We start from the raw sequence: 26,206 nt of genomic DNA on the forward strand, positions 1-26,206 counted from the left end.
CCAGTTCGAGTCTGGGAGGGGCCACCACTTTTACAAATTTCCCAAGTAAATACCTATCCAAATTATTTAAAGCTACATTAATTTAATATTGTGTAATTTTTATTCTTTAGTTACCCCTAATAATAAACGTAATCTAAATAAAATTAATCTATAGATTAAGTTAAGCTTTCTTAAATTTGGAATAGTGCGAATGCACTATTAAATTCCAGCGTTAGATCAGATGCTTTGCTTTATAAGTGACAGTGTTCAGCATTTAATTTCAGAAGACAAAAAAGCCCCTATTGGGGCTTTTTACTTACTAGTGTTTACTTTTATTGCTCAAAACTACAAGAGTTAACTAATTTTTACGGTATATCTCATGCTCAATATCGTAAATATTTACGCTTAGACTGTCTGATGCTCTGCAATATGTTTTTAAACATGAAAGTAGCAGTTCGCTTAACATTTGTTTTTGCTCAATTGAGCGTCCTGCCAAAATATGTACCGCGATATGTATAAACCCTGATTTTCCTGCGCCAAGTTGATATTGCTGATAAGCAATAGCACGTGTTTTTATGGTTTCTAATTCAAACAAGTTACTTTCGAAAGCGGTAGTATGAATTTTTTCTACCAGTACTTGAGGTAAAACGGGGAGGTCTTCTGAGTGTTCAATAATAATGTGCGGCATTTAGGCGTTTCCTATTATGAGTTACTACATGAGCGAGAGGTAATTGTACCAAATACAAGAGGGGTCACTAAACCCTGAGCTATCTAAAATCTTTACTTTAAACTAATTTAGTCGTATTTATTTTTGATGTTAGTATAAAAACAAACAGGTGAACCTTCGCTTAGTAACTTATCTACTAAGTTACCTATATATTGATTAAGGATAAGTATGAAATTACCACAAAAATTTAAACGTTTAGCTTTACTTGCAGGTGCAATTGTTACGTTAAGTGCTTGCTCTGACGATGTTGCGTCGGTAAGCCTTGGGTTATTTACAACTAAAGATGTTGTGGTGAATTCGCAGCAAGATCCTATTGTTGAGGGCGTTACTTGTCATATTAGTCATATAGAGGCTAATTTGGACTTTTCTGATCCCTCTGATATGTCTATAGCGTGTCGTCAAACGGGGCCAATTACAGCGCAGCAGCTACAAAAAATAGACCGTAGCAAGTCGGGCGAAGTGATCTTTAAATCATCTAAAAGTATATTATTTAAATCACTAAAAGTGCGTCGTATTTACGATGCTGAAAATCGTACTTTATTGTACTTATCGTACTCAACTAAAGAGTCCAGTGGTAGCCACCACCATGCGCTATCAACAGTGCCGCTATACAATACTCAAGCGTGGGACTGGGCGCTTACACAAAAAGACTAAGTTAGCACCTACGTAAGCACCTAAACTAAAACCTAAAAGAGCACACTATGTTAGCTTTATTTAAATCAAAGCCATTATTAGAGCAGCAAGAGCAGCAATGGCTTATTGATACATTTATTTGGGCTGTAGAAAACTTTGATGCTGAGTTTTTTACAAAGCACACTCAAATAATACTGCCAACGGCCACTTTTTTCCCTGATTCGGTATCGAGCATTGAAGAAATGGCGAGCAATGTTTTTAACCGCGTTACTAATTACGCGGGTATGAACGCATGGCCTATCCAACTAGTTGCACCGCAGCAATTACAACCGCAAGTTTTTCCACACTTCGAATTTAGCAATGAAATACGTGGCGAAGGCAGCCATTTAATTGTGCCGCCAAGCCATACGATTAATATTTCTTTTAATCCTAATCAGATTAATCAGCCACAAGATTTAGTGGCAAGTTATGCGGGTACTCTGGCCACCATACTTATTCATCACGTTGGGGTGCTGCCGCCTGGTGGTAGGGAGTATTTACCACAAGCTGCTGATGCACTTGCTTGTTTTTTAGGGTTTGGTGTGATGATGAGCAACACGGTGTATCAGTTTAAAGGCGGGTGTGGCTCTTGCTATAACCCATACGCTAACCGTGAAGCTAAGTTAAGTGAAACGCATACGGTATTTATGCATGCCCTAATTAGTTACTTTAAAAACGATAAGGTGTCTAAAAAACATTTAAAGCCGCATTTACGTGGCCAGTTTAAAAAAGCACAAAAAGAAATTAAAGCATTGGTAAATAACTCGGCCAACCCGCTGTTATTAGCTTATTCGCCAAACTAGCAAGGATTTGCGTGGAATACTTAGATGAATTTTTACTGATTGTTATTGCTCATTTTTTTGCAGTAGCAAGCCCTGGGCCCGACTTTGCCGTAGTACTTAAGCAAAGTGTGCAACAAGGAAGGCGCAATGCATTGTGGACAAGCGCCGGTGTTGGCGCTGCTATTTTACTGCACGTTGCCTATTGCGTTTTAGGTGTTGCGCTTATTTTAACGCAATCGCCTAGTTTATTTATGGCGCTGAAGTACCTTGCTGGTGCATATTTAGCTTACTTAGGCGTACAAGCTCTTAGAGCTGCAAAACCGCCTGCAAGTAATGAAGGCGAGGCTGTAAAAGATGTTGAAAACAAAACCGTTCAAGAGGAACCCGTTTGGGTGGCTTTTAGGCGCGGCTTTTTCACCAATGCATTAAACCCAAAAGCCACGTTATTTTTTATGTCGTTATTTACACTCGTGATTAGCCCAACAACACCTACTAGCGTACAGGTCGGCTACGGCGTGTACATGGCATTGGCTACTTGGGCGTGGTTTTCAATGCTTTCAATGATGCTTTCTCGCGATAATGTAAGGGGCTTTTTCCAACAACGCGGTTATTGGTTTGACCGTGGAATTGGCATTATTTTAATTGCACTTGCAGTACGTGTTGTTATTTAACTTATTCAAAAAGCGCAGGAGATAAAAATGCCGCTATATAATTTCTCGTTTGGTTCTAATATGTCATCTACCCGTTTGTTAGCGCGCTTGCCCAATGTAAAGCGTGTAGGAACTGCGGTACTTAAAGGCTACGAGCTTACTTTTGATATGCTATTTAAAGATGGCTCAGGTAAATGCAGTATTTGTCCAAGCGATAAAGAAGATGCATTGGTTTACGGCGTTATTTATGAGCTCAATGAAGAAGAAAAAGCTATTTTAGACAGTATTGAAGGGCCAGGTTACGATTGTGTAGATATAGCCCCAACGCTTTTAACGGGTGAGACTGTAGCCGCACATTGTTATATAGCTAATACCCATGACAGCGATGTACTCCCATATGATTGGTATATAAAACACGTTCATCGCGGTTCACTTGAAGCGGGCGTACCAAAAGAATACAGTGATGCCATATTAAATCGCGCACAAAAAAGCGACACCAATCAAGAGCGCGCAGCAATTGAATTTGCAGTTCATCAAAAATAATAAAATAGGATTGATATGAAATTAACCAAACTTGCCGCAATTGCACTATTAGCAGGCACTACGTTTAGCAGCTGGGCACAAGTTGATACCAACAAAATTGACGACGTAATTAAAGCGTCAATGGCACGTTTTGACGTACCCGGTATGGCAGTTGCCATTGTTGAAAATGATAAAGTAATATTTGCTAAAGGCTTTGGTGTAACTAATCTCGATACCAACAAAAAAGTAAACAAAGACACTTTATTTGGTATTGCTTCAAACACAAAAGCATTCACTACTGCGGCACTGGCAAAGTTGGTTGATGAAGGTAAATTAAGCTGGGATGACCGCGTAATTGATCATTTACCAGAGTTTAGATTGTACGATTCGTACGTAACACGCGAAATGCGTATTCGTGACTTATTAAGTCATCGCAGTGGGCTAGGGCTTGGGCAAGGCGATTTAATGATTTGGCCAAGCACGGATAAGCCCGTTGATGAAATTTTAGCGGGATTACAGTATTTAAAACCAGCGAGCAGCTTTCGTAGTAAGTACGCTTATAACAACTTGATGTTTGTTACCGCTGGCGAAGTGGTTGCACGTGTGTCGGGTATGAGCTGGAACGATTACATCGAAAAAAATATATTACAGCCGCTACACATGGACAACTCACGCGCAGGTTTTTCACGCATCCCAAAAAGCAACACTAACTGGGCAACAGGTCATATTCCTATGGATGGCTCACTTCATCCCTTTTTTGTGAACTACCTTGAGGACTTTAGAGGCGCAGGCGCCATTGCTTCAAGTGTAAGCGATATGAGTCAATGGCTACGTACGCAATTAGCAGGCGGTAAAATGCCAAGTGGCGAGCAGCTATTTAGTGAAAAGCAACAAGCGCAAATGTGGCACCCACATATTACGTCTATGGCGTCTAAAAGTGCGTTTGAATCGTATCATCAGCTGTTTAGGGGTTATGGGTTAGGCTGGAGTATTGAAGACTACCACGGCTTTAAAAAGCTAGGTCACGGCGGTGGTATTTTGGGAATGGTATCGCAAGTTACTTTACTGCCTGAGAAAAAACTCGGTATTGTTATTTTATCTAATCAACAAGCTTTTGGTGCGCTTTCGGCAGTAACCCATGAAGTGCTTGAAGATGCACTTGAGCTTGAAGATAAAGACTGGGTAGAAGATTTAGCTAAAAGTCATTTTGAAGGCAAACAGCAAGCATATGCTAATTCAAAACCAGAAGCGCCCGCTGACTACCAACCACAATTACCAAATATTAATTACACCGGAACATTGCACGATGACTGGTATGGCGATGTAATTATTGAGCAGCTTGATAGTAAATTGCATATTGATTTTACGCATACCAAGCGCTTAAAAGGCACACTTGAGCATTACACTGGTAATACATTTATAGTTAAGTGGGATGAAAAACTGCTTGAAGCGGATGCGTTTATTCGTTTTGAAATGAGCTCACAAAACCGTGTAAACAGCGCTAAAATGCGTGCAGTATCAACACAAGTTACCGACTTTAGCTTTGACTTTAGAAACCTACATTTAAAAGCAAAATAGCTAATAATATTGATATTCAAGGTATCGATATTTAAAGTATTGATATAAACCAAAGTCGCAAAGCCACCCATCGGTGGCTTTGCTATATTAAGTTTTTACACCTTGTAAGGGACTTTTTATGCGTACCGCTGTTATTTCTCATCCTCATTGCCGTAAGCATAAAATGATAGACGACCACCCCGAGTGCCCAGAGCGTCTAGATGCCATAACCGATAGATTACTTGCCAGCGGCGTAGATGTTGGCTTAACACACCTACAAGCACCCAAGGCCGAGCGTGAACATTATTTACTTGCTCACGATGAAGCTTTACTTAAACACGTAGAAAATACGCTACCAACAGAAGGGCTCGCTAATTTAGATGGCGATACGTGGCTGTGCCCCGATTCGTTTAAAGCGATTGAGCGGGCAGTAGGTGCAGGATTGTTAGCGGTTGATGAAATACTTGCCGATAAACTCGATGCTGCTTTTTGCTCAGTGCGCCCGCCAGGGCATCACGCTAATAAAAACTCATCATCTGGGTTTTGTGTGTTTAATAACTTAGCTATTGCTGTTAAGTACGCACAAAGCAAAGGGGTTAAGCGCATTGCTATTGCGGATTTTGATGTACACCACGGTAATGGCACGCAAGATATTTTTATTGATGACGAAAATGTACTCCTTTGTTCGTTATTTCAGTATCCGTTTTATCCAAATACAGCGGTTAAAAATAATAGTCATATAGTTAATTCACCTCTGCCAATTGCCAGTAATGGCGACGATTTAAAAGAGGTGTTTGCTCAGCAATGGCTACCAAAATTAAAAGCGTTTAAACCTGAATTACTTTTTATAAGCGCAGGGTTCGATGCTCACCTAGAAGATGATATGGCAAGCTTAAAATTTGTTGAAGATGACTATATTTGGCTTACCGAGCAACTATGTGGTGTTGCTAAAGAGGGCGGTTGTAAAGGGGTTATTTCGTATTTAGAAGGTGGCTATGCGCTATCAGCTTTAGGTCGCAGTGCTGTAGCGCATATAAAAGTGCTTACTGAGGTTTAAATAAAGAGAGTGTTTATAGCCCTAGTAAATCAAACGCCTGCGCTGTGCTCAGGGTTTTGACTTTACCAAGGCAGCATTGTCCTTCATTTAATAAGTAAGCTGTAACAAGCTGTGCTAGTTGCTCGCCATTCAATTTAGGGCAAACAGTGCCTTGTAAATTAAGGTAGTCACCTTGCTTGTTAAGTACTCGCACATCGCTTAGCTCACTTTGCGTAACGCTGTGCAAGCACTCTTGTTGCTCTTGTTGGTTATGGGCTATCTCAAGCTCATTATAAATAACCAATAATTGTGGGTAGCTGTTTAACATGGCCCGTTAGCCTACGGTGACTTCATAAGACGTAAATTTACGTATATTAATAACGCCCTTTTCAAAGATTAAGTACTGACCTTTAATACCTTGTAAAACACCACTTACAACAGGGTCTTTGTCAAAGTTAAATGAGCTAATTTTTGTTGGGTATTCGGTTACTGGAAAGTTTAAATTAACCACATCTTCATCAAGTTGCTCTATTGCTGTTGCGCCAAATAATTCACTGAGCTCGTTTAGCTTTTCACTAATTTGTGGTATCAGCTCGGCTGCCGCTGCCTTTAAGTCAATTGCGTCGTTTTGACCTTTTAGCATATTGCGCCAATTAGTTTTGTCGGCAATAAATTCAGCCAATGCAACTTCTACTAAACCAGATTGCAGGCGAGTTTGCACTTTAAAAATAGGTAATGCCTGAGTCGCGCCTTGATCAACCCAGCGAGTCGGTATTTGTGTGTGGCGGGTAATACCTACTTTTAATCCAGAGGTATTAGCGAGATACACATAGTGTGGGATCATGCAGTTTTCTTCGCCCCACTGTGGCTCTCGGCAAGTGCCTTGATCGTAGTGGCAGGTTTCTGGTTTCATTATGCACATATCGCAACTAGCAAGCTTTCGCATACATACAAAACAGTGACCTTGAGAATAGCTTTTTTTGGTTTTTTTACCGCAGTTAGAACATAAAATAGTGCCACTAAAGGTAAGCGTAAGCTCCTTACCTATAAATGCATTTAAGTCTACTAAGTGTTCACCTACAGGTAAGTGATATTGTACTGGTTCGGTTAAGCTCGATTTTAGTTTACGCAGTGTGCCTTGCATCTTTACTTGGCCCCTAAAGATGTTAAAAAGAGGAGTCTAACATTTTTAAGCTATATTGGCTTTTTAAGAAGTGTAAATAGTCGGTGTAAGGCAGTGCTTTTGCGTATAAATAACCTTGGGCGGAATCAGCGTTCATATCTTTGAGCAAGTGATGGATTTCTTGGGTTTCTACTCCCTCAATTGTTATTGATAAATTGAGGTTATGCGCCATATCAATGGCAGTTTGTACAATAACTTGGTGAGTTGGGTTATTAGGCAAATCAAAAACAAATGACTTATCTATTTTAAGCTCACTAAAGTGATAATTAACTAAGTAGCTAAGTGACGCGTAGCCTGTCCCAAAGTCATCCAGTACTACTTTAATACCTAATGAGGTTAGCTCATCAACTAACTTTATAAGTGCATCCTGGCTATCTACGAAGGCCGATTCGGTTAGTTCAAATTTAAGTAAGTGTGCCGGCACTTGGTATTTAATTAAAATATTTTCTACTTTTTCGGCTAAATTATTTATGGTTAAGTTTTTAGCACTTAAATTTACGCTAATTGTGTGCTCGTTATAGCCATTTTTTGTAAGCTCAACTATGTCTTTACAGGCTTGCTCTATTACCCACAGTGTTAGCTCGTTAATAATACCTGTGTGTTCAGCAAGTGTTATTAGCTCTTCAATTGATAAGTTGCTGTAAGTTGGGTCGGGCCAACGTAATAAAGCTTCAGCACCACTTACGTGGTTACTTAATAAGTTTATTTGAGGTTGGTAATAAAGCGCCAGTTGATTTGTTTTGATTGCTTGTTGCAGCTTAGCGGCTAGAGCAACGTCCATCATCAGATTATTACCGTTTGACGATGACCCAACTTGATTAACGCTACCTTTTGCTTTTTTAAGCGCTAAATAACCACGCTTTAACCAATATTCAAAGTCGTTAGTCTTGCCTGCACTACTAATACCTATACTGTAACTAAGCTGCAGGTTTAGCCCTTTAATTTCATATTGTTTTGGTAGGCTACTAATTATTTTAGTCAGTAGTGCTTCTAGCATTTCTTGGTTTTGTGTTTTTGTAGAAATACAGGCAAATACACCACTGCTTAAATCGGCTAAGCGAGGACTGGTGTTTAAATCTGTTTCGAGGTTTGTAAATTCACGTTCATGGCTGAGTTCTAATTCAAGCTCTTTGGCTATATGCTTTATAAGTGTGTAGCCCTGAGAAGAGGTAATAATCGTATTGAGTGAATTAAAGTGACGTATTTTTATTAAACATAACGTTGTTGAGCGGTTTTGGCTCTGTAGTGCCATAAATGCTTGTTTTAGCTTGGAGCTATTAAGTAATCGTGTTTGTTGTGTATGCGTGGCATGATAAAGCGCACGTTCTCGCTGATACCTTACCCTGTCTGCTAATGCCATCGCCATTAAAATAACTTCACACAAAATAGCGACTAAAAAGGCATGGCGGGTTGCAAAGGTATACGGTAAAACACCAGTGAGTTCCATAGGTTGAATTGCCGCACCAAAAATTAGCGGTATCCATGATAAAACATAAAATTTAGCCCACCTAAAACCACTGCGTAACTTGTTATATATTAAAATAATACAGGTAATATAAAGCAGTACCATTACACCAAAAAAGATAGGAGCCGCTATATTTTCAGGAATAAACAAGCTACATACAGCAAAAGTAAACATAAGCCAAAGTAGAGCTATGCTCATTTTGTAACGCCAACATTTATCTTTATGATAGCGCAAAAACATGGTGCAAAAAGCAAGGGTGAAAAAGGCGACCCCATAATTACTAAATACAATTTGTTCGTGAATAAAGAGCTGCCATTGCTTAGGCCATAAATAAAAACCAAAGCCCAGTACTGCACCCATTAGTGTAATAGCGCTGACGATGTAGCCAATATAAATTAAATAAACACGGTCTTTTATACCAAAATAAAGCACCAAGTTATAAAGCGCAGCCATCAATAGCACGCCTACAAAAATACCCCAGATCCCAGTTTGAGATCGCACTAAGTCAATAAACTCTTTATCACGATACAAGTTTACAGGTGTTTTACTTATGCCGATTGTGTCTATTTTTATTACTAGGCGTTGTGATGATTTTCTTTCTACTAAAAAGCGAATATGCGGTACGCTGTATTCAAACAAAGAGAGGGCTTCTTCTTTATCGCCGAGTTTGTATGTTTCAACTAGTTTGTTATTTTTATCGAGGCGATAAACTGTAAGGTGATCGACCATAGGGTTGTCAAAATGTGCCACAACATTTTGCTTGTTAAGGCTTTTATTTTCTAAATCAAGAAACAACCAATAATTTTGTTGGCTAAAGCTCCATGGAACATCTGAAAATGGTTGATGAGTAAGTAATTCAGGTTGGTTAATGATGGTATCGAATGTTTTAGTTTTGGTTTTGTCAATATAGTAGGCGTAATCGAGGTACATTGGAGCCGTTTTATCAATTGTATATCGTGTAGGCACGACTAAGTTTGATGCCAATGTACTGATTATAAAAAATATAAAAATCAGTATGGCAACAGCAATTGCATGGTAACGTAAAGCTCTTAGTTCCAACGTTAATTTACTTTTAAAAAACCTTTTAATTAGTGTAGCACTAAAAAAGCGCAGGGAAACTGCGCTTTTTTAGTTAAATTAATTGGTTATACCAATGAATAGGTATTATAGGCTATTGCTCGCGTGCAATAGCACGGTAAGCTATATCTGTACGATATTCCATACCATCCCAGCTAATTTGTTTAACAAGCTCATAGGCGCGTTGCTGCGCTTGCGTAACAGTGTTACCAAGTGCTGTTGCGCATAATACGCGACCGCCTGCGGTTACAACGTCATTGCCACTTTGTTTAGTACCCGCATGAAACACTTTTTCACCTGCAGGGTAATCCACTTTTAGCCCCGAAATAGCGTCACCTTTAGGGTAATCACCAGGGTAGCCTTTAGCGGCAAGTACAACACCAACGGCTGCGCGTGGGTCAAACTCAATTGTTGTTTTATCAAGTTCTACACGGTTAGCAGCTTCAATCAATTCAACCAAATCTGATTGCAAACGTAGCATCATTGGTTGAGTTTCAGGATCGCCAAAGCGACAATTGTACTCAATTACTTTAGGGGTGCCTGTTTCGTCAATCATTAAACCTGCATATAAAAAGCCGGTGTACGGATGGCCTTCGCTTGCCATGCCTTCTACCGTAGGGTAGATCACTTCGTTCATAATACGCTGGTGGATTTCATCAGTAACAACTGGTGCAGGTGAGTATGCACCCATGCCACCCGTGTTAGGACCCGCATCGCCATTGTAAGCGCGTTTATGATCTTGGCTGGTTGCAAATGGTAATACGTTTTTACCATCAACCATTACGATGAAAGACGCTTCTTCACCGTCTAAAAACTCTTCAATAACAACACGACTTCCCGCATCGCCAAAAGCATTACCCGCAAGCATATCGCGAATCGCTTCTTCGGCATCGGCCTCCGTCATGGCTACAATTACGCCTTTACCCGCAGCCAAACCATCTGCTTTTACAACAATTGGCGCGCCTTTCTCTTTTAAATAAGCAATGGCAGGCTCAATTTGTTCAAACGTTTGGTAGTCGCCCGTTGGGATTTTATGACGTGCTAAAAAGTCTTTAGTAAACGATTTCGAACCTTCAAGCTGAGCTGCGCCCGCCGTTGGTCCAAAAATAGCCATGTTATGTTCACGAAACTTATCAACAACACCCAGTACTAACGGTATTTCTGGACCTACAATAGTAAGCTCTACCTTATTTTGCTGTGCAAAATTAAGTAAACCATCTAAGTCGTCAACGTTTATTGCTACGTTTTCAAGTTTTGGTTCAAGTGCAGTACCTGCATTACCAGGGGCTACAAATACAGTATTTACTTTGGTGTTTTGAGCGGCTTTAAACGCAAGTGCGTGTTCGCGGCCGCCGCTGCCAATGACTAAAACATTCATGGCGAAAATTCCTATTTAAAGCGGTTTCTTAAATTTCAGCGTCATGCGGTCGCTTTCACCAATGGCTTTATATTTGTCAGCATCTTGTTCGCCGAGTCTTAAGCTTGGTGGTAGCGTCCATACACCTTTAGGGTGATCGGCTGTATCTTTTGGATTTGCATTTATTTCACTGCTTGCTACTAATTCAAACCCAGCTTGTTCAGCAAGGTCTACTACGTAGCTCTGCTTCATATAACCTGATGTTTTTTGATCTTCATCAGCACGTTCTTCAGCTAAACGGTGTTCAACTAAACCTAATGTACCACCTGGTTTAAGGGCTTTATAAAAAGCTTGGAATGCACTTAATGCACCGCTTTTATCTTTGCCCATATACCAGTTATGTACATTACGAAATGTTAAAACCATATCGGCACTGCCAGCTGGCGCAATATCTAAATGTGTTACAGGTGCAAATTCAGTAATTTTAACGCTACTAAAGCGCTCATCTTCAGCTACTTTTTGTTTAAAGCCTGCAAGAGAGCGTTGGTAGTAGCCAACTGATGAATCAGCAGGAAAGTGCGCGGCATAATAAGTGCCTTGCTCTTTTAATGCTGGCGCTAAAATTTCACTATACCAACCACCACCGGGTGCAATTTCAACAACTGTCATGGTTGGTTTAAAGCCAAAAAATGCAAGTGTTTGAGCTGGGTGACGATATTCATCACGAGCGCTGTTTTTAGCATTGCGTTCGCTTGATTGAAGTGCATGTTCAAGGCTTGATTCGTGGTTATGGCTAAGCGCCATAGTCGATGTCATTGTTAGTGTGGCTACAAGTAGCGATTTTAGCGCAAATTTCATTGTTTGTTCCTTCACATTATAATTTTAAATAGGTTATTGAATAATCAGAATACGTGAATTTATAGCAAACAAAAAGGGTTAAACCAACGTTTAACCCTTTGTGTGATTAGTGGCGGAAATGGCGCATACCAGTTAGTACCATTGCCATGCCAGCTTCATCAGCAGCTGCAATCACTTCTTCATCACGCATCGAGCCTCCAGGCTGAATTACCGCAGTAATGCCAGCGGCTGCTGCTGCGTCAATGCCATCACGGAATGGGAAGAATGCGTCAGACGCCATAACTGAACCTTTAACTTCAAGGTTTTCGTCGGCGGCTTTTATACCTGCAATTTTAGCTGAGTATACGCGACTCATTTGGCCTGCGCCCACACCAATGGTCATACCGTCACGGGCATAAACAATTGCGTTTGATTTAACAAACTTAGCTACTTTCCAGCAAAACAGTAAATCTTTAAGTTCTTGCTCAGAAGGCTGGCGCTTAGAAACAACTTTTAAGTCGCCTTGCGTTACCATGCCTAAGTCGCGGTCTTGAACTAAAATACCGCCGTTAACGCGTTTAATATCTTGGCCTGCGGCTTTACCTGTCCACTGTCCACACTCTAATAGGCGCACGTTCTTTTTAGCTTCAACAATTTTTGCAGCGTCGCTCGAAATACTAGGTGCAATAATTACTTCAACAAACTGACGGTCAACAATTGCTTGTGCAGTTGCTGCATCTAGCTCTCGGTTAAAGGCAATAATGCCACCAAATGCTGATGTAGGGTCTGTTTTAAAAGCGCGCTCGTATGCTTGTAGAATATTGTCCCCAATTGAAACACCACACGGATTAGCATGTTTTACAATTACGCACGCAGGTACGTCAAATTCTTTAACACATTCAAGTGCTGCATCGGTATCTGCAATGTTGTTAAACGAAAGGGCCTTACCTTGCAATTGAGTTGCTGTTGCAACTGATGCTTCAGCAATGTCATTTTCAACATAAAAAGCAGCATCTTGATGTGAGTTTTCACCGTAACGCATATCTTGCTTTTTAGTGAACTGCATATTGATAGTACGTGGGAATTTAGTCTCTACAGCAGCTTCCTCGGTGTAATCAGGCACCATTTTACCGAAGTAGTTAGCAATCATGCCATCGTATTGTGCAGTGTGCTCGTAGGCGGCAATCGCTAAATCAAAACGTGTTTTGTACGTTGTTGAACCATTGTTGTTTTGCATTTCACTAATAACACGGTCGTAGTCGCTCGCGTTTACCACGATTGTTACATCTTTGTGGTTTTTAGCTGCTGCACGAACCATTGTAGGGCCGCCAATATCAATATTTTCAATGGCATCTTCAAGGCTGCAGTTTTCTTGAGCGACTGTATTCGCAAAGGGGTATAAGTTAACTACAACTATGTCGATAGCAGAAATGTTGTTATCTGCCATTACGCTTTCATCTTGTCCGCGACGGGCTAATATGCCGCCGTGAATTTTTGGGTGAAGAGTTTTTACGCGACCATCCATGATTTCAGGGTGGCCTGTGTGATCTGATACTTCAGTCACTTTTATGGCGTTATCAGCAAGTAGTTTACATGTGCCGCCAGTTGATAAAATATCAACGCCTTGCGCTTCAAGTGCGCGGGCAAATTCAACAATACCGGTTTTATCAGACACACTTAATAGTGCGCGACGAATGGGACGATGAGTATCCATTGTAGTTTGATTTCCTCAGTTAATGAGCTAGCTTAGAAGCGGGCATTTTAACTGATTACTACTCAAAAAACGACTTATAAAGGCTCAATAAGCGTGAGCATTTTGCAATTTAGTTAATAAACTGTAGGCATAAAAAAAGCACCCTAAGGTGCTTTTTTTGCATAATACCAGTTGTATTGGATTAGTAAGTAGTAATAACGATAGAAAAACAAGTCTATAACAAGGCAAAAATTTTGCAGTGTAGTTATTCTACATAAAAAATTTTTAACTACGTTATGGGCTTGTTTAGCTCGTTAGAATACTTACGCTTTCAATATAATTGGTATTAGTTCATGCCGTATTTTTTAAGCTTTTTACGTAAAGTACCACGGTTGATACCTAGTAAAATTGCTGCACGAGTTTGGTTACCACGTGTATATGTCATTACTTCTTCAAGTAATGGCGCTTCTAGCTCTGAAAGAACAAGGTCGTAAACGTCTTGCACATCTTGACCGTTAAGCTGCTTTAAATAGTGGTGAACAGCTTTTTTTACTGCATCACGCAATGGCTGCGGTTTCTCGTGTGACTGAACATGAGGGTTAGTGATAAATGGAGAAGTCACGTTTTGTTCGAACATTATTAAGTCTCTTTCTTTCTTAGTTAGCTGCTAGTGTTTTAAAGTATTGCTCTAATGCGACGACCTGTGCCTGTGGGTTGTCGAGCGCATTAAATACTCGCCTAAACTGACCATCACTGTCATGGGTTTGCAAATACCAAGATACATGTTTGCGAGCAATTCGCGCTCCCATTGGCTCACCGTAAAACATATGGAGGTTTGTTAAATGCTCCATTAATATACTGCGCACCTCTGCAATAGCAGGTGGCTGTAAATGTTCCCCAGTTCGCAAATAGTGGTCTATCTCCCTAAATATCCAAGGGCGACCTTGGGCGGCTCGGCCAATCATAATGGCATCTGCACCCGTATAGTCTAAAACCTGTTTTGCTTTTTCTGGTGATGTAATATCACCATTGGCAACAACAGGAATCGACACTGAACGTTTTATATCCCTAATCGTGGCGTACTCAGCATCACCTTTGTACATACATGCGCGCGTACGCCCATGTACAGCAAGTGATGCAATGCCATAACGTTCAGCTATTCTCGCAATCTCTACACCATTACGGTTATCCGGATCCCATCCTGTACGGATTTTAAGTGTCACAGGTATATCAACAGCATTAACGACTGCATCAATAATCTCTTCCACAAGTTCAGGAAACTGTAATAAGGCAGAGCCTGCGAGTTTCTTGTTCACTTTTTTTGCTGGGCACCCCATATTGATATCTATGATCTGTGCACCATTAGCAACATTGAATTGTGCGGCCTGCGCCATAAGCTCAGGATCTGCTCCTGCAATTTGCACCGCGCGTATACCCGACTCACCGCTGTGATCCATACGGTTCATCGACTTTTCTGTTTTCCAAACCTTAGGATTTGACGATAGCATTTCAGACACAGCTAAGCCCGCACCTAAGCGTCGACAAAGTTGTCTGAATGGTCTGTCTGTAATGCCTGCCATTGGCGCGACAATTACATTATTCTCAAGTTGGTATTTACCGATACGCACTATATTCAATAGGCCTCTTTTCAAGGGGCGCTAAGTTTACGGTTTTTTTCACAAAAATCAAAGGCTATAAATTGAACAAAAGTAACTTTTTTTTGCCCTTTTCGTATTGACATTTGATAACCACATGACAAGTAGGTTGATTTGTTTGAAATTCATACAGATTTTATTTTTTATAAGATAACTAGAAAATTTTTGGATATGTAAAAAAATAGTAAAGCCTGTTAAATACAGGCTTTACATGCATGTTTTGAGTTAATGCTCTAGATTTGATTGTTCGATTTATTACGCTTTTTTAGTGCCACTTACTCGAGTCCAATCACCTTCAACGGCAATGTCATCTAGTTCAATGAACGGTGCATAAATGTCAGCAACCGATTGCGCTTGTTCTTCTAAAATACCCGACATGGCAATTTTACCACCTGGCTTTAATAACCCTAAAATCACACTATGTAATTCGCGAAGTGGCTGGGCTAAAATATTTGCCACTACTATATCTGCACTAAACTCAGGTTGGTTTTCTGGAAGGTATACTTCGAGTTTGTCTGCAACACCATTTCGGTTCGCGTTATCAAGGCTTGCTTCAAGCGCTTGAGGGTCAATATCTATCCCAATCATACGCTCTGCACCTAGTTTTATAGCTGCAATACCTAAAATGCCTGAACCACAACCAAAATCAACAACCGTTTTACCCGTCAGATCTTGGCTTTCTAACCATTTAAGGCACAAGGCCGTTGTTGCATGTGTGCCCGTGCCAAAAGCAAGGCCAGGGTCTAGCAATACATTTACAGCATCAGGGTCAGGAATATCGCGCCAGCTTGGGCAAATCCATAGTTTTTCACCAAATTGAATAGGGTGGAAGTTATCCATCCATTCACGTTCCCAGTCTTTATCTTCAAGTTGCTCGATTTTGTATACTAAATTGTCTTTTAGCTCATCATGGCGCTTTAATAACGCAACGACTGCGTTCATATCATGATTAGCTTCGAACAAGCCAATAACTGTGGTATCAGCCCAGAACACAACAGTGCCAATTTTAGGCTCGTAGATAGGGGTGTCTTTTGCGTCAATAAAGGTTACTGAAGCACTACCAGCTTCCATTAATAGATCGCTTACGGCATCAGCTGTTGCAGCATTGGCATTAATACGAATTTGGATCCAAGCCATGGTTATTTCCTTCAAATAGAAAAAAGGCCGCTATAGCGGCCTTTTTAGTTTATATAGTAGCGCTAAATTATTTAGCGTCTAAAAAGCTTTTCAGTAAATCTGAGCGAGAAGGGTGGCGTAATTTACGCAGCGCTTTCGCTTCTATTTGACGAATACGTTCACGTGTTACGTCAAACTGTTTACCTACTTCTTCTAAGGTGTGGTCGGTATTCATATCAATACCAAAACGCATACGTAGTACTTTAGCTTCACGAGCTGTTAAGCCTGCAAGTACATCGTTAGTTGCGCCACGAAGAGATTCCATTGTTGCCGAATCGATTGGCGAATCAATAGTTGTATCTTCGATAAAGTCACCTAAGTGAGAATCTTCATCATCACCGATTGGTGTTTCCATTGAAATTGGCTCTTTAGCAATCTTAAGTACCTTACGGATTTTATCCTCAGGCATCATCATGCGTTCTGCTAATTCTTCTGGATTTGGCTCACGACCCATTTCTTGTAACATTTGACGAGAGATACGGTTAAGTTTATTAATCGTTTCAATCATATGTACAGGGATACGGATTGTTCTTGCTTGGTCAGCAATAGAGCGTGTGATTGCTTGACGTATCCACCACGTAGCATAAGTAGAGAACTTATAACCACGGCGATATTCAAACTTATCAACCGCTTTCATCAGACCAATGTTACCTTCTTGGATTAAATCTAAGAATTGTAAGCCACGGTTTGTGTATTTTTTAGCAATTGAGATTACAAGACGTAAGTTAGCTTCAACCATTTCTTTTTTCGCACGGCGTGCTTTCGCTTCACCTATGCTCATTCGACGGTTGATGTCTTTAATACGCTCAATGCTTAAACCTGTTGTTTGTTCAATAACAGATAATTTATTAATGCTACGAATGATTTCTGGCTTAACTTCTTCAAGTTTAGCTGAATACTTTTCGTTACCTGAAATTTCTAAATCAACCCAAGAAGCGTCAGTTTCGTTATTAGCAAAATGCTTAACGAATGTTTTCTTTGGTAATTTAGCAATTTGAACAGCTTGCTTCATGATTAGGCGTTCTTGAACACGAACACGATCCATCATTTCACGCATGTTATTTACCATGCGGTCAAACTGTTTAGGTATTAATTTAAATGTTCTGAAAAGCTCACCAATTTCAAAAATGGCTGCTTGTGATTCAGGATGCGAACGACCTTTAGCTTCAAACGTATCACGTGCTTTATTATATAAATCACGTAAATTTTCAAAATGAATACGAGCTTCTTCAGGATCTGGCCCTGTGTCTATCTCTTCTTCATCTTCATCATCGCTATCAGCATCATCTTTGTCATCTTTATCGTCGTCCTCAAGTTGCTTAGCACTTAATTCTGAACCGATGTTAGTTGCTGAAATTGGCGCTGTATCTTCATTAGGATCGATAAAGCCAACGATAATATCGCTTAAACGCATTTCTTCAGCTTCAAACTTATCCCACTGCTCTAGTAGGTAAGTGATTGCTTCAGGGTACTCTGCAACAGAAATCTGTACTTGATTAATGCCTTCTTCAATACGTTTAGCGATTACAATTTCGCCTTCACGTGTAAGAAGCTCAACAGTACCCATTTCGCGCATGTACATGCGAACTGGATCCGTTGTACGGCCGATTTCTTTTTCTACAGTCGCAAGGGCTGCAGCGGCAGCTTCAGCTGCGTCTTCGTCTGTCGTTGTTTCTTGCATCATTAATTCATCAGCATCAGGCGCGTTTTCGCTAACCTTGATACCCATGTCATTAATCATGCTTATGATATCTTCTACTTGATCTGAGTCTATAATGTCTTGTGGAAGGTGATCATTTACTTCTGCAAAAGTTAAGTAGCCTTGCTCTTTACCTTTCTGAATCAGAAGTTTTAATTGTGACTGAGGAGTTGGATCCATAGAGATTGTTTCTTCCACTCTGATAAGTTGATACAACAGGCGCCATCATGTAGTTTGCATTAAAGCTAACTAGAATAATGTGACGCAGTGAATAGCACAGTATAACAGTTTAAATCAATTTTGACTAGGGTCTGTCGGTCTTTCAGGATTAAAGTTTGTTCTATCCAAGGGTGGTTTAATCGCGGCGCGAGGTTTGTAACCTAGTGGGCTAAGTAAAAACCGAGCAACAAAGAATAAACCTCCCTTGGGTCGAACCCAAAGGGCAGCGCGTGTTTGGCATTTATGCTGCGTTATCGCCTATTTATGTGGAATAACCACACTACATAGGCTCTGTCTTGCCTAAATACCAAACACACTGCTGTAAACTTAACCTCGAAAGATAAACAGACCCTAGCTGTTAGTCGCTTTTAACGCTGTCATTAACAAATGACACTCAAGCCTTTCATCGCTACTAAGGCCTTGTGTCTTGTCCTTTATTAATAGGGTCTCGAGTCGATAATTTAAACACTGATCTTCAATAAACTTGAAAGTATTTTTAAAAACCGTCTCTAAACGTTCTTCATTTATCTCATGTTGCCACGTTGCAAGCTTGATTAATGGCTCGTAATCTTCAGTTCCTCGAAAAAACTCGAGCAGTTGCGCAGTGGTCACATTTTCTTTTTCTAAAGCTTGTTCTTGTAATCGTAATAACAGCCCTATGCCAGCAATGTTCATTTGTGCAAGCTCAGGTAAATACGGCACACTTTTAGCTAAATTAGGGTGCTGGATCAATATACCGATAGCTTGGCGCATAGGTGTTATTTTAAATTTACGTTCAATAGAGTGTTGTTGTTTAGGCGTTTTTAAACGGCTATTCAACTGCTCACGCGTTCTGCCAATTAAGCGTCCTAATTGTTCAAGAATGTTTTCTTGATAAAACTCACTTGGAATTTTTTCAATTAGTGGAAGTGCTGCACTAAGAAGTTTAGCTTTTCCTGAATCGAGTGTTAAATCAACTTCTTGGCTTAATTTATTAAACAATACTTTGGTAAAGTCATCTGCTTGGCTTAGGCGCAATTCGAATTGCTCCTTACCTTCTTTTTGTACAAGCGAGTCAGGGTCTTCGCCATCTGGTAAAAATGCAAATTGTAGTGCTTTACCATCGTTTAAATAAGGGAGTGCATTTTCAAGTGCCCGCCAAGCTGCATCACGGCCAGCCCTGTCGCCATCGTAACAACAGATTACTTTATCAGTAGTTCTAAATAAAGTGTGCATGTGCTCGCTTGTTGTTGCTGTCCCCAGTGATGCAACTGCATATTCAATCCCTTGCTCAGCAAGAGCCACCACATCCATATAACCTTCAACAATCATTACATGGTCAAGTTTTTTATGGGCTTGCTTTGCTTCGTAAAGTCCATAAAGCTCAAAGCCTTTATGGAAAATTCGGGTTTCTGGCGAGTTTAGATATTTTGGCCCTTGGTCGGCTTGCATTACACGCCCACCAAATGCAATAACGCGTCCGCGTTTATCGCGAATAGGGAACATTAGGCGATCGCGGAAAAAATCAAATTGTCTGCCTGGTGTTTTTTCTGAAGCTAGCTTTAGCTCAACTAATTGCTCTTTTTGTTCTTTATTACGACCAAGCTGTAGGCATAGCCCATCCCATTCACTGGGAGCGTAGCCAATCATAAATTTTTTAACAGTTTCACCGCTTAAACCACGGCCTTTAACATACTCAATAACAGCAGCAGAATTACTATGGTGTTTTAATTGGTGCTGATAAAAGCGAGCAGTATGAAGCATTAAGTCGTAATCGGAGCGCTTTTGCGCAGCCGTACGCTCTGGTGCTGAATTTGCGCCTTGTTCTCGAGGTACTTCTAAGTTAAGCATGCTAGCTATTTCTTCAATAGCATCTACAAACTCTAGCTTTTCGTACTCCATTACAAACGAAATTGCATTACCATTAGCGCCACACCCAAAGCAGTGATAAAACTGTTTGTCTTGAGATACGGTAAACGATGGGGACTTTTCGTTATGAAATGGGCAGCAAGCTTGATAATCCTTACCTGCTTTTTTTAGACCTACTTTTGAGTCTATCAGGTCGACAATATCGGTTCTGGCAAGTAAATCGTCTATAAAGTTACGTGGGATCTTTCCGGCCATTAGTAAAATACAGTCCTGAAATAATAAGAAGAAGAACGAATATGAAATTTACTTTTTTATACTTGCTTGATGCGAAATATAGTGTGCTTTAACTTACCAAAATGACAGCGAAATAAATAGGGAAGCTATAAAAAATTTCATTTTAAAGTAACCTAATCGGTGTACTTTTTATTAAAGTTAAAAACAAAGAAACCGAGCGCTAGGCTCGGTTTACTTCAATCATACTTTAATGTATGTGGGAGTATTAGGCAGTTAATCGTTGCTTAATTAAACCAGAAATCTTACCCATATCGGCTCGACCTTCAGCTTTGCTTTTGATTACACCCATTACCTTACCCATGTCTTGCATACCTGCTGCATTAGTATCAGCAATAGCCGCGTCAATGAGAGCAATTATTTCTTCTTCACTCAATTGTTGAGGTAAAAAAGTTTCAAGCGCTACTATTTCATTGGCTTCAATATCAGCTAAATCATCACGCCCAGCATCTTTGTACTGAGTGTAAGAGTCACGACGTTGTTTAACAAGCTTCACTATAACGGAGGTAATACCTGCGTCGTCTAGCGTTATTTGCTCGTCAATTTCACGTTGCTTGATTGCAGCAAGTACCATACGAATAGGGTTAAGACGTTGCTTGTCTTTAGCTCTCATCGCATCTTTTTGCGCATCTTTTAGCGTTATTAAAAGGCTCATTTATACAAGACCTAATATATTAGTATAATTTAACGCGACGAGCGTTATCACGAGAAAGTTTTTTCATGTGACGTTTAACTGCAGCAGCTTTTTTACGCTTACGCTCAGCTGTTGGTTTTTCATAGTGCTCGCGACGACGAACTTCTGAAAGGATTCCTGCTTTTTCACATGAACGCTTGAAGCGACGAAGTGCTACGTCAAACGGTTCGTTCTCTCTTACTTTAATTACTGGCATTAAAAATTCACCTACCTAAATTATGAGCGTTGCTCAAGTTGATCAAACATTGATCAAGTGGTTCAAAAATGGTGCGGTATTGTAATCCGAAGCAACACCACATGTAAAGGACAATATTAACAGAAACGCATTACGTTAAACAGTATTAATTTGCTTGGCGCTGGTACAGTTGGCAAAGTACTTGTCCCGCCTTTTTTTCTTTAATTAACAACCAGTTGGTTGGTGTTTCTAAGGCGGCTAGCTCTGCCTCTACTTCAACATAAATTAAAGCGTCGTTGCTTAACCATTGGTTTTTTTCTAATAAATTGCAGGTTGTTTGCGCTAAATCTTTACGAAATGGTGGGTCAACAAATACAAGATTAAAAGCTTCGTTTGTGTTTTTTTGCTCTAAAAAGGAGAGCGAATTGGTATGTTTAATGTATGCGTTGTCGAGCTTTAAAGTGCTAATATTTTGTTCTAATTGCTTAGCAGCTAATGAGTCGAGCTCGATGAATGTAGCGCTTTTAGCAAATCGAGATAGTGCTTCAAATCCCAATCCACCAGAACCGGCAAAACAATCAAGTACATTTGCGTCACGCGTATCTTGCATTAGCCAATTAAATACAGTTTCTTTAATTCGATCGGTAGTAGGTCTCAAGCCTTCTACGTTTTTAACAGGGAGTTTACGGCCTCTAAATTGACCACTAATCACTCTAATAAAGCCATCACTGGGCTTGTTAGTAGCTTTATTTTGCGTTGTTTTTTTTCTCATTTAGCTCACTAAAAAATGGTATATGGTATCTAGCTCAGATAATATTATGGGCGATTACGTGTAGCTTCATTTTTCAACCGCATTAAAAGTGTTACTATTGAACACTTACGTTTTGAATGGTTGTATTTATTAGCAACTATTGCTGGGCATTGCCAAGCTATTTCAAATTTTAGTTTATCAGATTTTTATAAGTGGTTATTAGCAAGTATGACAAAAAAAAGTAAATTCATGTCGTGGCTCGGTTTTGGCAAGTCAGATAAAAAAGAAGCAGAGCAAAAAGCAGCAGCTGATAAACAACAAGTATTAGCGCAAGAAGAGGCGCAGAAGCTAGAGCAAGAAAAACTAGCGCAGCAAGCTGAAGCTGACCGTTTAAAAGCTGAGGCTGAAACAGAGCGCTTAGAGCAAGAGCGTATCGCTGCTGAAAAAATTGAAGCAACACGTTTAGAGCAAGAAAAACTAGCGCAAGAGCAAGCTGAAGCTGAACGGTTAAAAGCAGAGGCTGAAACAGAGCGTTTAGAACAAGAACGCCAGCGTGCTGAAAACGCGGAAAAGATTGCCATTGAGCAGGCCAATGCTGAATTGCTTGCAAAACAGCAAGCAGATGCCGAGGCGCAAAGACAAGAACATGCGCAACGTTTAGCCGATCAAGAAAAAGAGATGCGCTTAGAGCAAGAACGATTAGCGGCAGAAAAAGTAGAGGCTGAGCGACTAGAGCAAATACGCCTTGAAAAACAAGATGAGGCAATCAAAGCCGAAAAGCTGGCAATAGAGCAAGCGAATGCTGATTTATTAGCAAAAGAACAAGCGGATGCTGAAGCTCAAAGGCAAGAGCAAGCGAAGCGCTTAGCAGAACAAGAAGCGCAGACGCTTTTAGAGCAAGAACGCATTGCGGCTGAAAAAGCAGAAAATGAGCGCTTAGAGCAAGTACGTATTGCAGCTGAAAAAGCAGAGCATGAACGCTTAGAGCAAGAACGCCTTGTAGCTGAAAAAGCAGAGAATGAACGATTAGAGCAAGAACGCCTTGCAGCTGAACAAGCAGAAAATGAGCGTTTAGAACAAGAACGCCTTGCAGCTGAAAAGGCAGAGAATGAACGCTTAGAGCAAGAACGTATTGCAGCTGAAGAAGCAGAAAACGAGCGTTTAGAACAAGAACGCCTTGCAGCTGAAAAAGCAGAAAATGAGCGTTTAGAACAAGAACGCCTTGCAGCTGAAAAAGCAGAAAATGAGCGTTTAGAGCAAGAGCGCCTTGCAGCTGAAAAAGCAGAAAATGAGCGTTTAGAGCAAGAACGTATTGCAGCTGAAGAAGCAGAAAATGAGCGTTTAGAACAAGAACGTATCATAGCAGAACTTGCAATTGAAGAAGCTAAAAAAGCCGAAAAGCCAAAAAAAGAAGGGTTTTTCTCTCGCCTTAAAAAAGGCTTGTTAAAGACTCGCGTTAATATAGGTTCTGGTTTTGCGTCTATTTTTAGTGGAAAAAAAATAGACGACGAATTATTTGAAGATCTTGAAACTCAATTACTCACCGCCGATTTAGGCGTTGATACCACCATGAAGTTGATTGATCGTTTAACTGATGCAGCGAACCGTAAACAGTTAAAAGATGGTGATGCGCTTTATGAGTTAATGAAACAAGAAATGGCTGCGATGCTTAAAACGGCAGAACAGCCTTTAGTCATAAGCGAAGATAAAAAGCCGTTTGTTATTTTAATGGTAGGCGTAAATGGTGTTGGTAAAACAACGACTATTGGTAAAATGGCTAAGCAATTTCAAAACGAAGGCAAGTCGGTTATGCTGGCTGCTGGTGATACGTTTAGAGCGGCAGCTGTTGAGCAGCTTCAGGTTTGGGGTGAACGTAACAGCATTCCCGTTATTGCACAGCATACAGGTGCAGATAGTGCATCAGTTGTGTTTGATGCATTCCAAGCGGCTAAAGCACGTAATATAGATGTGTTAATTGCTGATACAGCTGGGCGCTTGCAAAATAAAGATAATTTAATGCAAGAGCTTGAAAAAATAGCTCGTGTAATGAAAAAGATTGATCCTGATGCGCCGCACGAAGTGATGCTAACTATCGATGCAGGCACAGGGCAAAATGCAATTAGCCAAGTAAACCTGTTTAATCAATGTGTTGGTTTAACTGGTATTACGCTTTCAAAACTTGATGGAACTGCAAAGGGTGGTGTTATTTTTGCGGTTGCAGATAAGTTTAATATTCCAATTCGTTACATTGGTGTTGGTGAAGGTATTGATGATTTACGCGCTTTTAAAAGCGATGATTTTATTGATGCGTTATTTAGCCAAGATGAGGACGACGTTTAATTTACCAAAAAAGGGAGCTAGCTCCCTTTTTAATTGCGAGGAATACTAATTTCGTTAATGTGTTAATGGAGTTGGCATAATAAAAAGATGATAAATTTTCAGCAAGTAAGTAAGACCTATCCTGGAGGGCACCGCGCCCTCGAAAAAGTTAATTTTCATATTAAACCGGGTGAACTTGCCTTTTTAACTGGCCACAGTGGTGCGGGTAAAAGTACGTTGCTTAAGTTAATTAGCTTAATGGAACGTCCTTCAGCAGGTAGTGTATTTATCAACGGTGTTGATTTAAACAAAGTAAACTCGCGTCAAATTCCTTATGCTCGTCGTGATATAGGTATTATTTTTCAAAATCATAGGTTATTAGAACGCTACACTATTTTTGATAACGTGGCATTACCTCTCATTATTGAGGGGACTCACCATAAGCAAATAGCTAAACGGGTCCATGGCGCGCTTGACAAGGTAGGCTTAATTGACAAAGTGAAATGTCATCCTTCAATGCTCTCTGGAGGCGAACAACAACGTGTTGGTATTGCCAGAGCTATTGTAAACTCCCCACCAATTTTACTAGCTGATGAACCAACTGGTAATCTTGACCCAGAGCTTTCAATGGAAATACTCAAGTTGTTTGAAGACTTTAATAAACACGGTACCACTGTTCTTATCGCAACGCATGATTTGGGTTTGGTTGCACGTATGAAGTACCGTAGCTTAACCTTAAAAGATGGCCGTATGCTTCAAGACCCGCTTGCTGAGGGGGCACTATGAGTTTACTTTTTAAAGGTCGCCAAAATAGTAACGACAAGCAAAAAAAATCAGTATTAGCTGGCAGTTATTTTTTTATTATTAATATTTTTCGCCAAGGTGTGCATAGCTTAGGTGAAATGTGGCGCACACCGCTTGCATCTATGATGACTATCGCTGTACTTGGTTTGAGCCTAACGTTACCTGCAACACTTTACTTGGTCGTTAAAAACGTACAGCAAGTGAGTAGTGGCTTTGAAGAGGCGAGTGAAATATCGTTGTTCGTAAAAGAAAGTATGAACGAGCAAGAAACGCAAACATTAGTAAAGCGTTTAGCACTTTACCCAGAAGTGGAAAGTGTTGAATTTATTTCAAAACAACAGGCATTAACTGAATTTAAAGATGTATCTGGCTTTGGGCAAGCTTTGGAGTATTTAGATAAAAATCCATTACCGGATGTGGTACTCGTTACTCCAACAAAACGTCACAGACACCCAAATGCCGCTAAAGTACTGCTAACTAAATTAGAAAGTGAACGTGAAGTTGATTTTGGTAAGCTCGATATAGCCTGGTTAGAGCGTTTAAATGCATTACTAGATTTACTTAAAGAAAGTGTAATAACCATCGCATTATTACTACTTACCTCAGTGACACTTATTATTGGTAACACCATTCGTTTGTCGATCATGGATAAAAAAGAAGAAATACAAGTAATGAAGTTAGTAGGCGCAACGAACACCTTTATACATGCCCCATTTTTGTGGACCGGTATTTGGTATGGTGTAATAGGTGGTTTGTTTGCCTTTATATGCGTAGGACTGATGATGTGGTGGCTTTCAAGCGCTGTGAGCAGTGTGGCGGGGGTGTATCAAACAAGTTTTTCGTTAATAGGATTATCGCTTAATGAACTCGGCTTTTTAGTGTTGCTTGCAACAAGCTTAGGATTTGTAGGCTCGTACCTTTCTGTAAATCGATATATTAAAGAAATAGAACCCGATAAAGTATAAAAAACCCTGCAAACTATAAGTGAACCAACCCAGCTTGATATGCGTATCGTATCGGACTGGGTTGTACCTCCCG

General features: G+C 40.2%; 24 protein-coding genes. 9 read left to right on the top strand and 15 right to left on the bottom strand.

The annotated features are described in order from the left end of the window. Window positions 1–337: 337 nt before the first annotated feature. A complete protein-coding gene (locus tag H5115_RS07395; RefSeq protein ID WP_002957818.1) occupies window positions 338–667 on the bottom strand; it encodes a 5-carboxymethyl-2-hydroxymuconate Delta-isomerase in 330 nt (109 codons plus the stop codon). A 207-nt stretch (window positions 668–874) separates the two neighbouring features. Here H5115_RS07395 and H5115_RS07400 point away from each other — a divergent pair, with 207 nt between their 5' ends. The 6 genes from H5115_RS07400 (at window position 875) to H5115_RS07425 (ending at window position 5,946) form a co-directional block, all read left to right on the top strand. Then, window positions 875–1,360 carry a CreA family protein gene (locus H5115_RS07400; protein ID WP_002957817.1) on the top strand — a complete coding sequence of 162 codons (486 nt, stop codon included), beginning with the start codon at window positions 875–877 and terminating at the stop codon, window positions 1,358–1,360. Between the two features lie 47 nt (window positions 1,361–1,407). Further along, window positions 1,408–2,181 (top strand): hypothetical protein, encoded by a 774-nt coding sequence (locus H5115_RS07405; RefSeq protein WP_002957816.1) that lies wholly within the window; start codon window positions 1,408–1,410, stop codon window positions 2,179–2,181. Window positions 2,182–2,192: 11 nt separating this feature from the next. After that, window positions 2,193–2,831, top strand: coding sequence for a LysE family transporter (locus H5115_RS07410; RefSeq protein ID WP_182695498.1), 639 nt, complete (start codon window positions 2,193–2,195; stop codon window positions 2,829–2,831). Between the two features lie 27 nt (window positions 2,832–2,858). Next, on the top strand, window positions 2,859–3,353 hold the full coding sequence (locus H5115_RS07415) for a gamma-glutamylcyclotransferase family protein (protein ID WP_182754534.1): 495 nt from the start codon (window positions 2,859–2,861) through the stop codon (window positions 3,351–3,353). A gap of 15 nt (window positions 3,354–3,368) precedes the next feature. After that, window positions 3,369–4,910 carry a serine hydrolase gene (locus H5115_RS07420; RefSeq protein WP_182754536.1) on the top strand — a complete coding sequence of 514 codons (1,542 nt, stop codon included), beginning with the start codon at window positions 3,369–3,371 and terminating at the stop codon, window positions 4,908–4,910. A gap of 118 nt (window positions 4,911–5,028) precedes the next feature. Next, on the top strand, window positions 5,029–5,946 hold the full coding sequence (locus H5115_RS07425; RefSeq protein WP_076925013.1) for a histone deacetylase family protein: 918 nt from the start codon (window positions 5,029–5,031) through the stop codon (window positions 5,944–5,946). Window positions 5,947–5,959: 13 nt separating this feature from the next. Here H5115_RS07425 and H5115_RS07430 read toward each other — a convergent pair whose 3' ends face one another. The 14 genes from H5115_RS07430 to rsmD all read right to left on the bottom strand — a co-directional run bounded on the left by H5115_RS07430 (window position 5,960) and on the right by rsmD (window position 22,066). Then, complete coding sequence (locus H5115_RS07430; protein ID WP_182675548.1) at window positions 5,960–6,253, bottom strand: hypothetical protein; 294 nt, start codon at window positions 6,251–6,253, stop codon at window positions 5,960–5,962. Window positions 6,254–6,259: 6 nt separating this feature from the next. Beyond that, the gene (locus H5115_RS07435; protein ID WP_182675549.1) at window positions 6,260–7,069 is read right to left on the bottom strand and encodes a DUF2797 domain-containing protein; all 810 of its coding nucleotides are present in this window, start codon (window positions 7,067–7,069) and stop codon (window positions 6,260–6,262) included. A 22-nt stretch (window positions 7,070–7,091) separates the two neighbouring features. Continuing rightward, window positions 7,092–9,632, bottom strand: a complete 2,541-nt coding sequence (locus H5115_RS07440) for an EAL domain-containing protein (RefSeq protein WP_182754537.1) — start codon at window positions 9,630–9,632, stop codon at window positions 7,092–7,094. A 112-nt stretch (window positions 9,633–9,744) separates the two neighbouring features. Continuing rightward, window positions 9,745–11,028, bottom strand: a complete 1,284-nt coding sequence (gene purD / locus H5115_RS07445) for a phosphoribosylamine--glycine ligase (RefSeq protein ID WP_182754539.1) — start codon at window positions 11,026–11,028, stop codon at window positions 9,745–9,747. A 15-nt stretch (window positions 11,029–11,043) separates the two neighbouring features. After that, window positions 11,044–11,865: a class I SAM-dependent methyltransferase gene (locus tag H5115_RS07450; protein ID WP_182671440.1), complete on the bottom strand. Its 822-nt coding sequence runs from the start codon at window positions 11,863–11,865 to the stop codon at window positions 11,044–11,046. Between the two features lie 106 nt (window positions 11,866–11,971). After that, entirely contained in the window at window positions 11,972–13,558 is a 1,587-nt protein-coding gene (gene purH / locus H5115_RS07455) for a bifunctional phosphoribosylaminoimidazolecarboxamide formyltransferase/IMP cyclohydrolase (RefSeq protein ID WP_024603688.1), read from the bottom strand. Between the two features lie 325 nt (window positions 13,559–13,883). Then, entirely contained in the window at window positions 13,884–14,174 is a 291-nt protein-coding gene (gene fis, locus H5115_RS07460; protein WP_002957804.1) for a DNA-binding transcriptional regulator Fis, read from the bottom strand. 19 nt (window positions 14,175–14,193) lie between these two features. After that, window positions 14,194–15,165 carry a tRNA dihydrouridine synthase DusB gene (gene dusB / locus H5115_RS07465; protein WP_024603689.1) on the bottom strand — a complete coding sequence of 324 codons (972 nt, stop codon included), beginning with the start codon at window positions 15,163–15,165 and terminating at the stop codon, window positions 14,194–14,196. A 282-nt stretch (window positions 15,166–15,447) separates the two neighbouring features. After that, the gene (gene prmA / locus H5115_RS07470; RefSeq protein ID WP_002957801.1) at window positions 15,448–16,329 is read right to left on the bottom strand and encodes a 50S ribosomal protein L11 methyltransferase; all 882 of its coding nucleotides are present in this window, start codon (window positions 16,327–16,329) and stop codon (window positions 15,448–15,450) included. Window positions 16,330–16,396: 67 nt separating this feature from the next. Next, entirely contained in the window at window positions 16,397–18,247 is a 1,851-nt protein-coding gene (gene rpoD / locus H5115_RS07475) for an RNA polymerase sigma factor RpoD (protein ID WP_002957800.1), read from the bottom strand. A gap of 390 nt (window positions 18,248–18,637) precedes the next feature. Continuing rightward, window positions 18,638–20,389: a DNA primase gene (dnaG, locus tag H5115_RS07480; RefSeq protein ID WP_165744708.1), complete on the bottom strand. Its 1,752-nt coding sequence runs from the start codon at window positions 20,387–20,389 to the stop codon at window positions 18,638–18,640. 244 nt (window positions 20,390–20,633) lie between these two features. Continuing rightward, window positions 20,634–21,080, bottom strand: a complete 447-nt coding sequence (locus H5115_RS07485; RefSeq protein ID WP_182671436.1) for a GatB/YqeY domain-containing protein — start codon at window positions 21,078–21,080, stop codon at window positions 20,634–20,636. A gap of 19 nt (window positions 21,081–21,099) precedes the next feature. After that, complete coding sequence (gene rpsU / locus H5115_RS07490) at window positions 21,100–21,315, bottom strand: 30S ribosomal protein S21 (protein ID WP_002957797.1); 216 nt, start codon at window positions 21,313–21,315, stop codon at window positions 21,100–21,102. Window positions 21,316–21,460: 145 nt separating this feature from the next. Beyond that, entirely contained in the window at window positions 21,461–22,066 is a 606-nt protein-coding gene (gene rsmD, locus H5115_RS07495) for a 16S rRNA (guanine(966)-N(2))-methyltransferase RsmD (RefSeq protein WP_182754541.1), read from the bottom strand. Window positions 22,067–22,273: 207 nt separating this feature from the next. On the opposite strand from rsmD, the gene ftsY reads away from it, so the two are divergent. From ftsY to ftsX, 3 genes are all read left to right on the top strand, one after another. Beyond that, window positions 22,274–24,385 carry a signal recognition particle-docking protein FtsY gene (gene ftsY, locus H5115_RS07500; protein WP_182754543.1) on the top strand — a complete coding sequence of 704 codons (2,112 nt, stop codon included), beginning with the start codon at window positions 22,274–22,276 and terminating at the stop codon, window positions 24,383–24,385. An 87-nt stretch (window positions 24,386–24,472) separates the two neighbouring features. Then, on the top strand, window positions 24,473–25,150 hold the full coding sequence (gene ftsE, locus H5115_RS07505) for a cell division ATP-binding protein FtsE (protein ID WP_002957793.1): 678 nt from the start codon (window positions 24,473–24,475) through the stop codon (window positions 25,148–25,150). After that, on the top strand, window positions 25,147–26,133 hold the full coding sequence (ftsX, locus tag H5115_RS07510; RefSeq protein WP_165744576.1) for a permease-like cell division protein FtsX: 987 nt from the start codon (window positions 25,147–25,149) through the stop codon (window positions 26,131–26,133). The genes ftsE and ftsX overlap by 4 nt, the downstream gene beginning before the upstream one ends. Window positions 26,134–26,206: the final 73 nt, after the last annotated feature.

Origin of the sequence: Pseudoalteromonas sp. SR44-2, from assembly GCF_014163745.1 — a bacterium.
GTDB classification, from domain to species: Bacteria; Pseudomonadota; Gammaproteobacteria; order Enterobacterales; family Alteromonadaceae; genus Pseudoalteromonas; species Pseudoalteromonas distincta.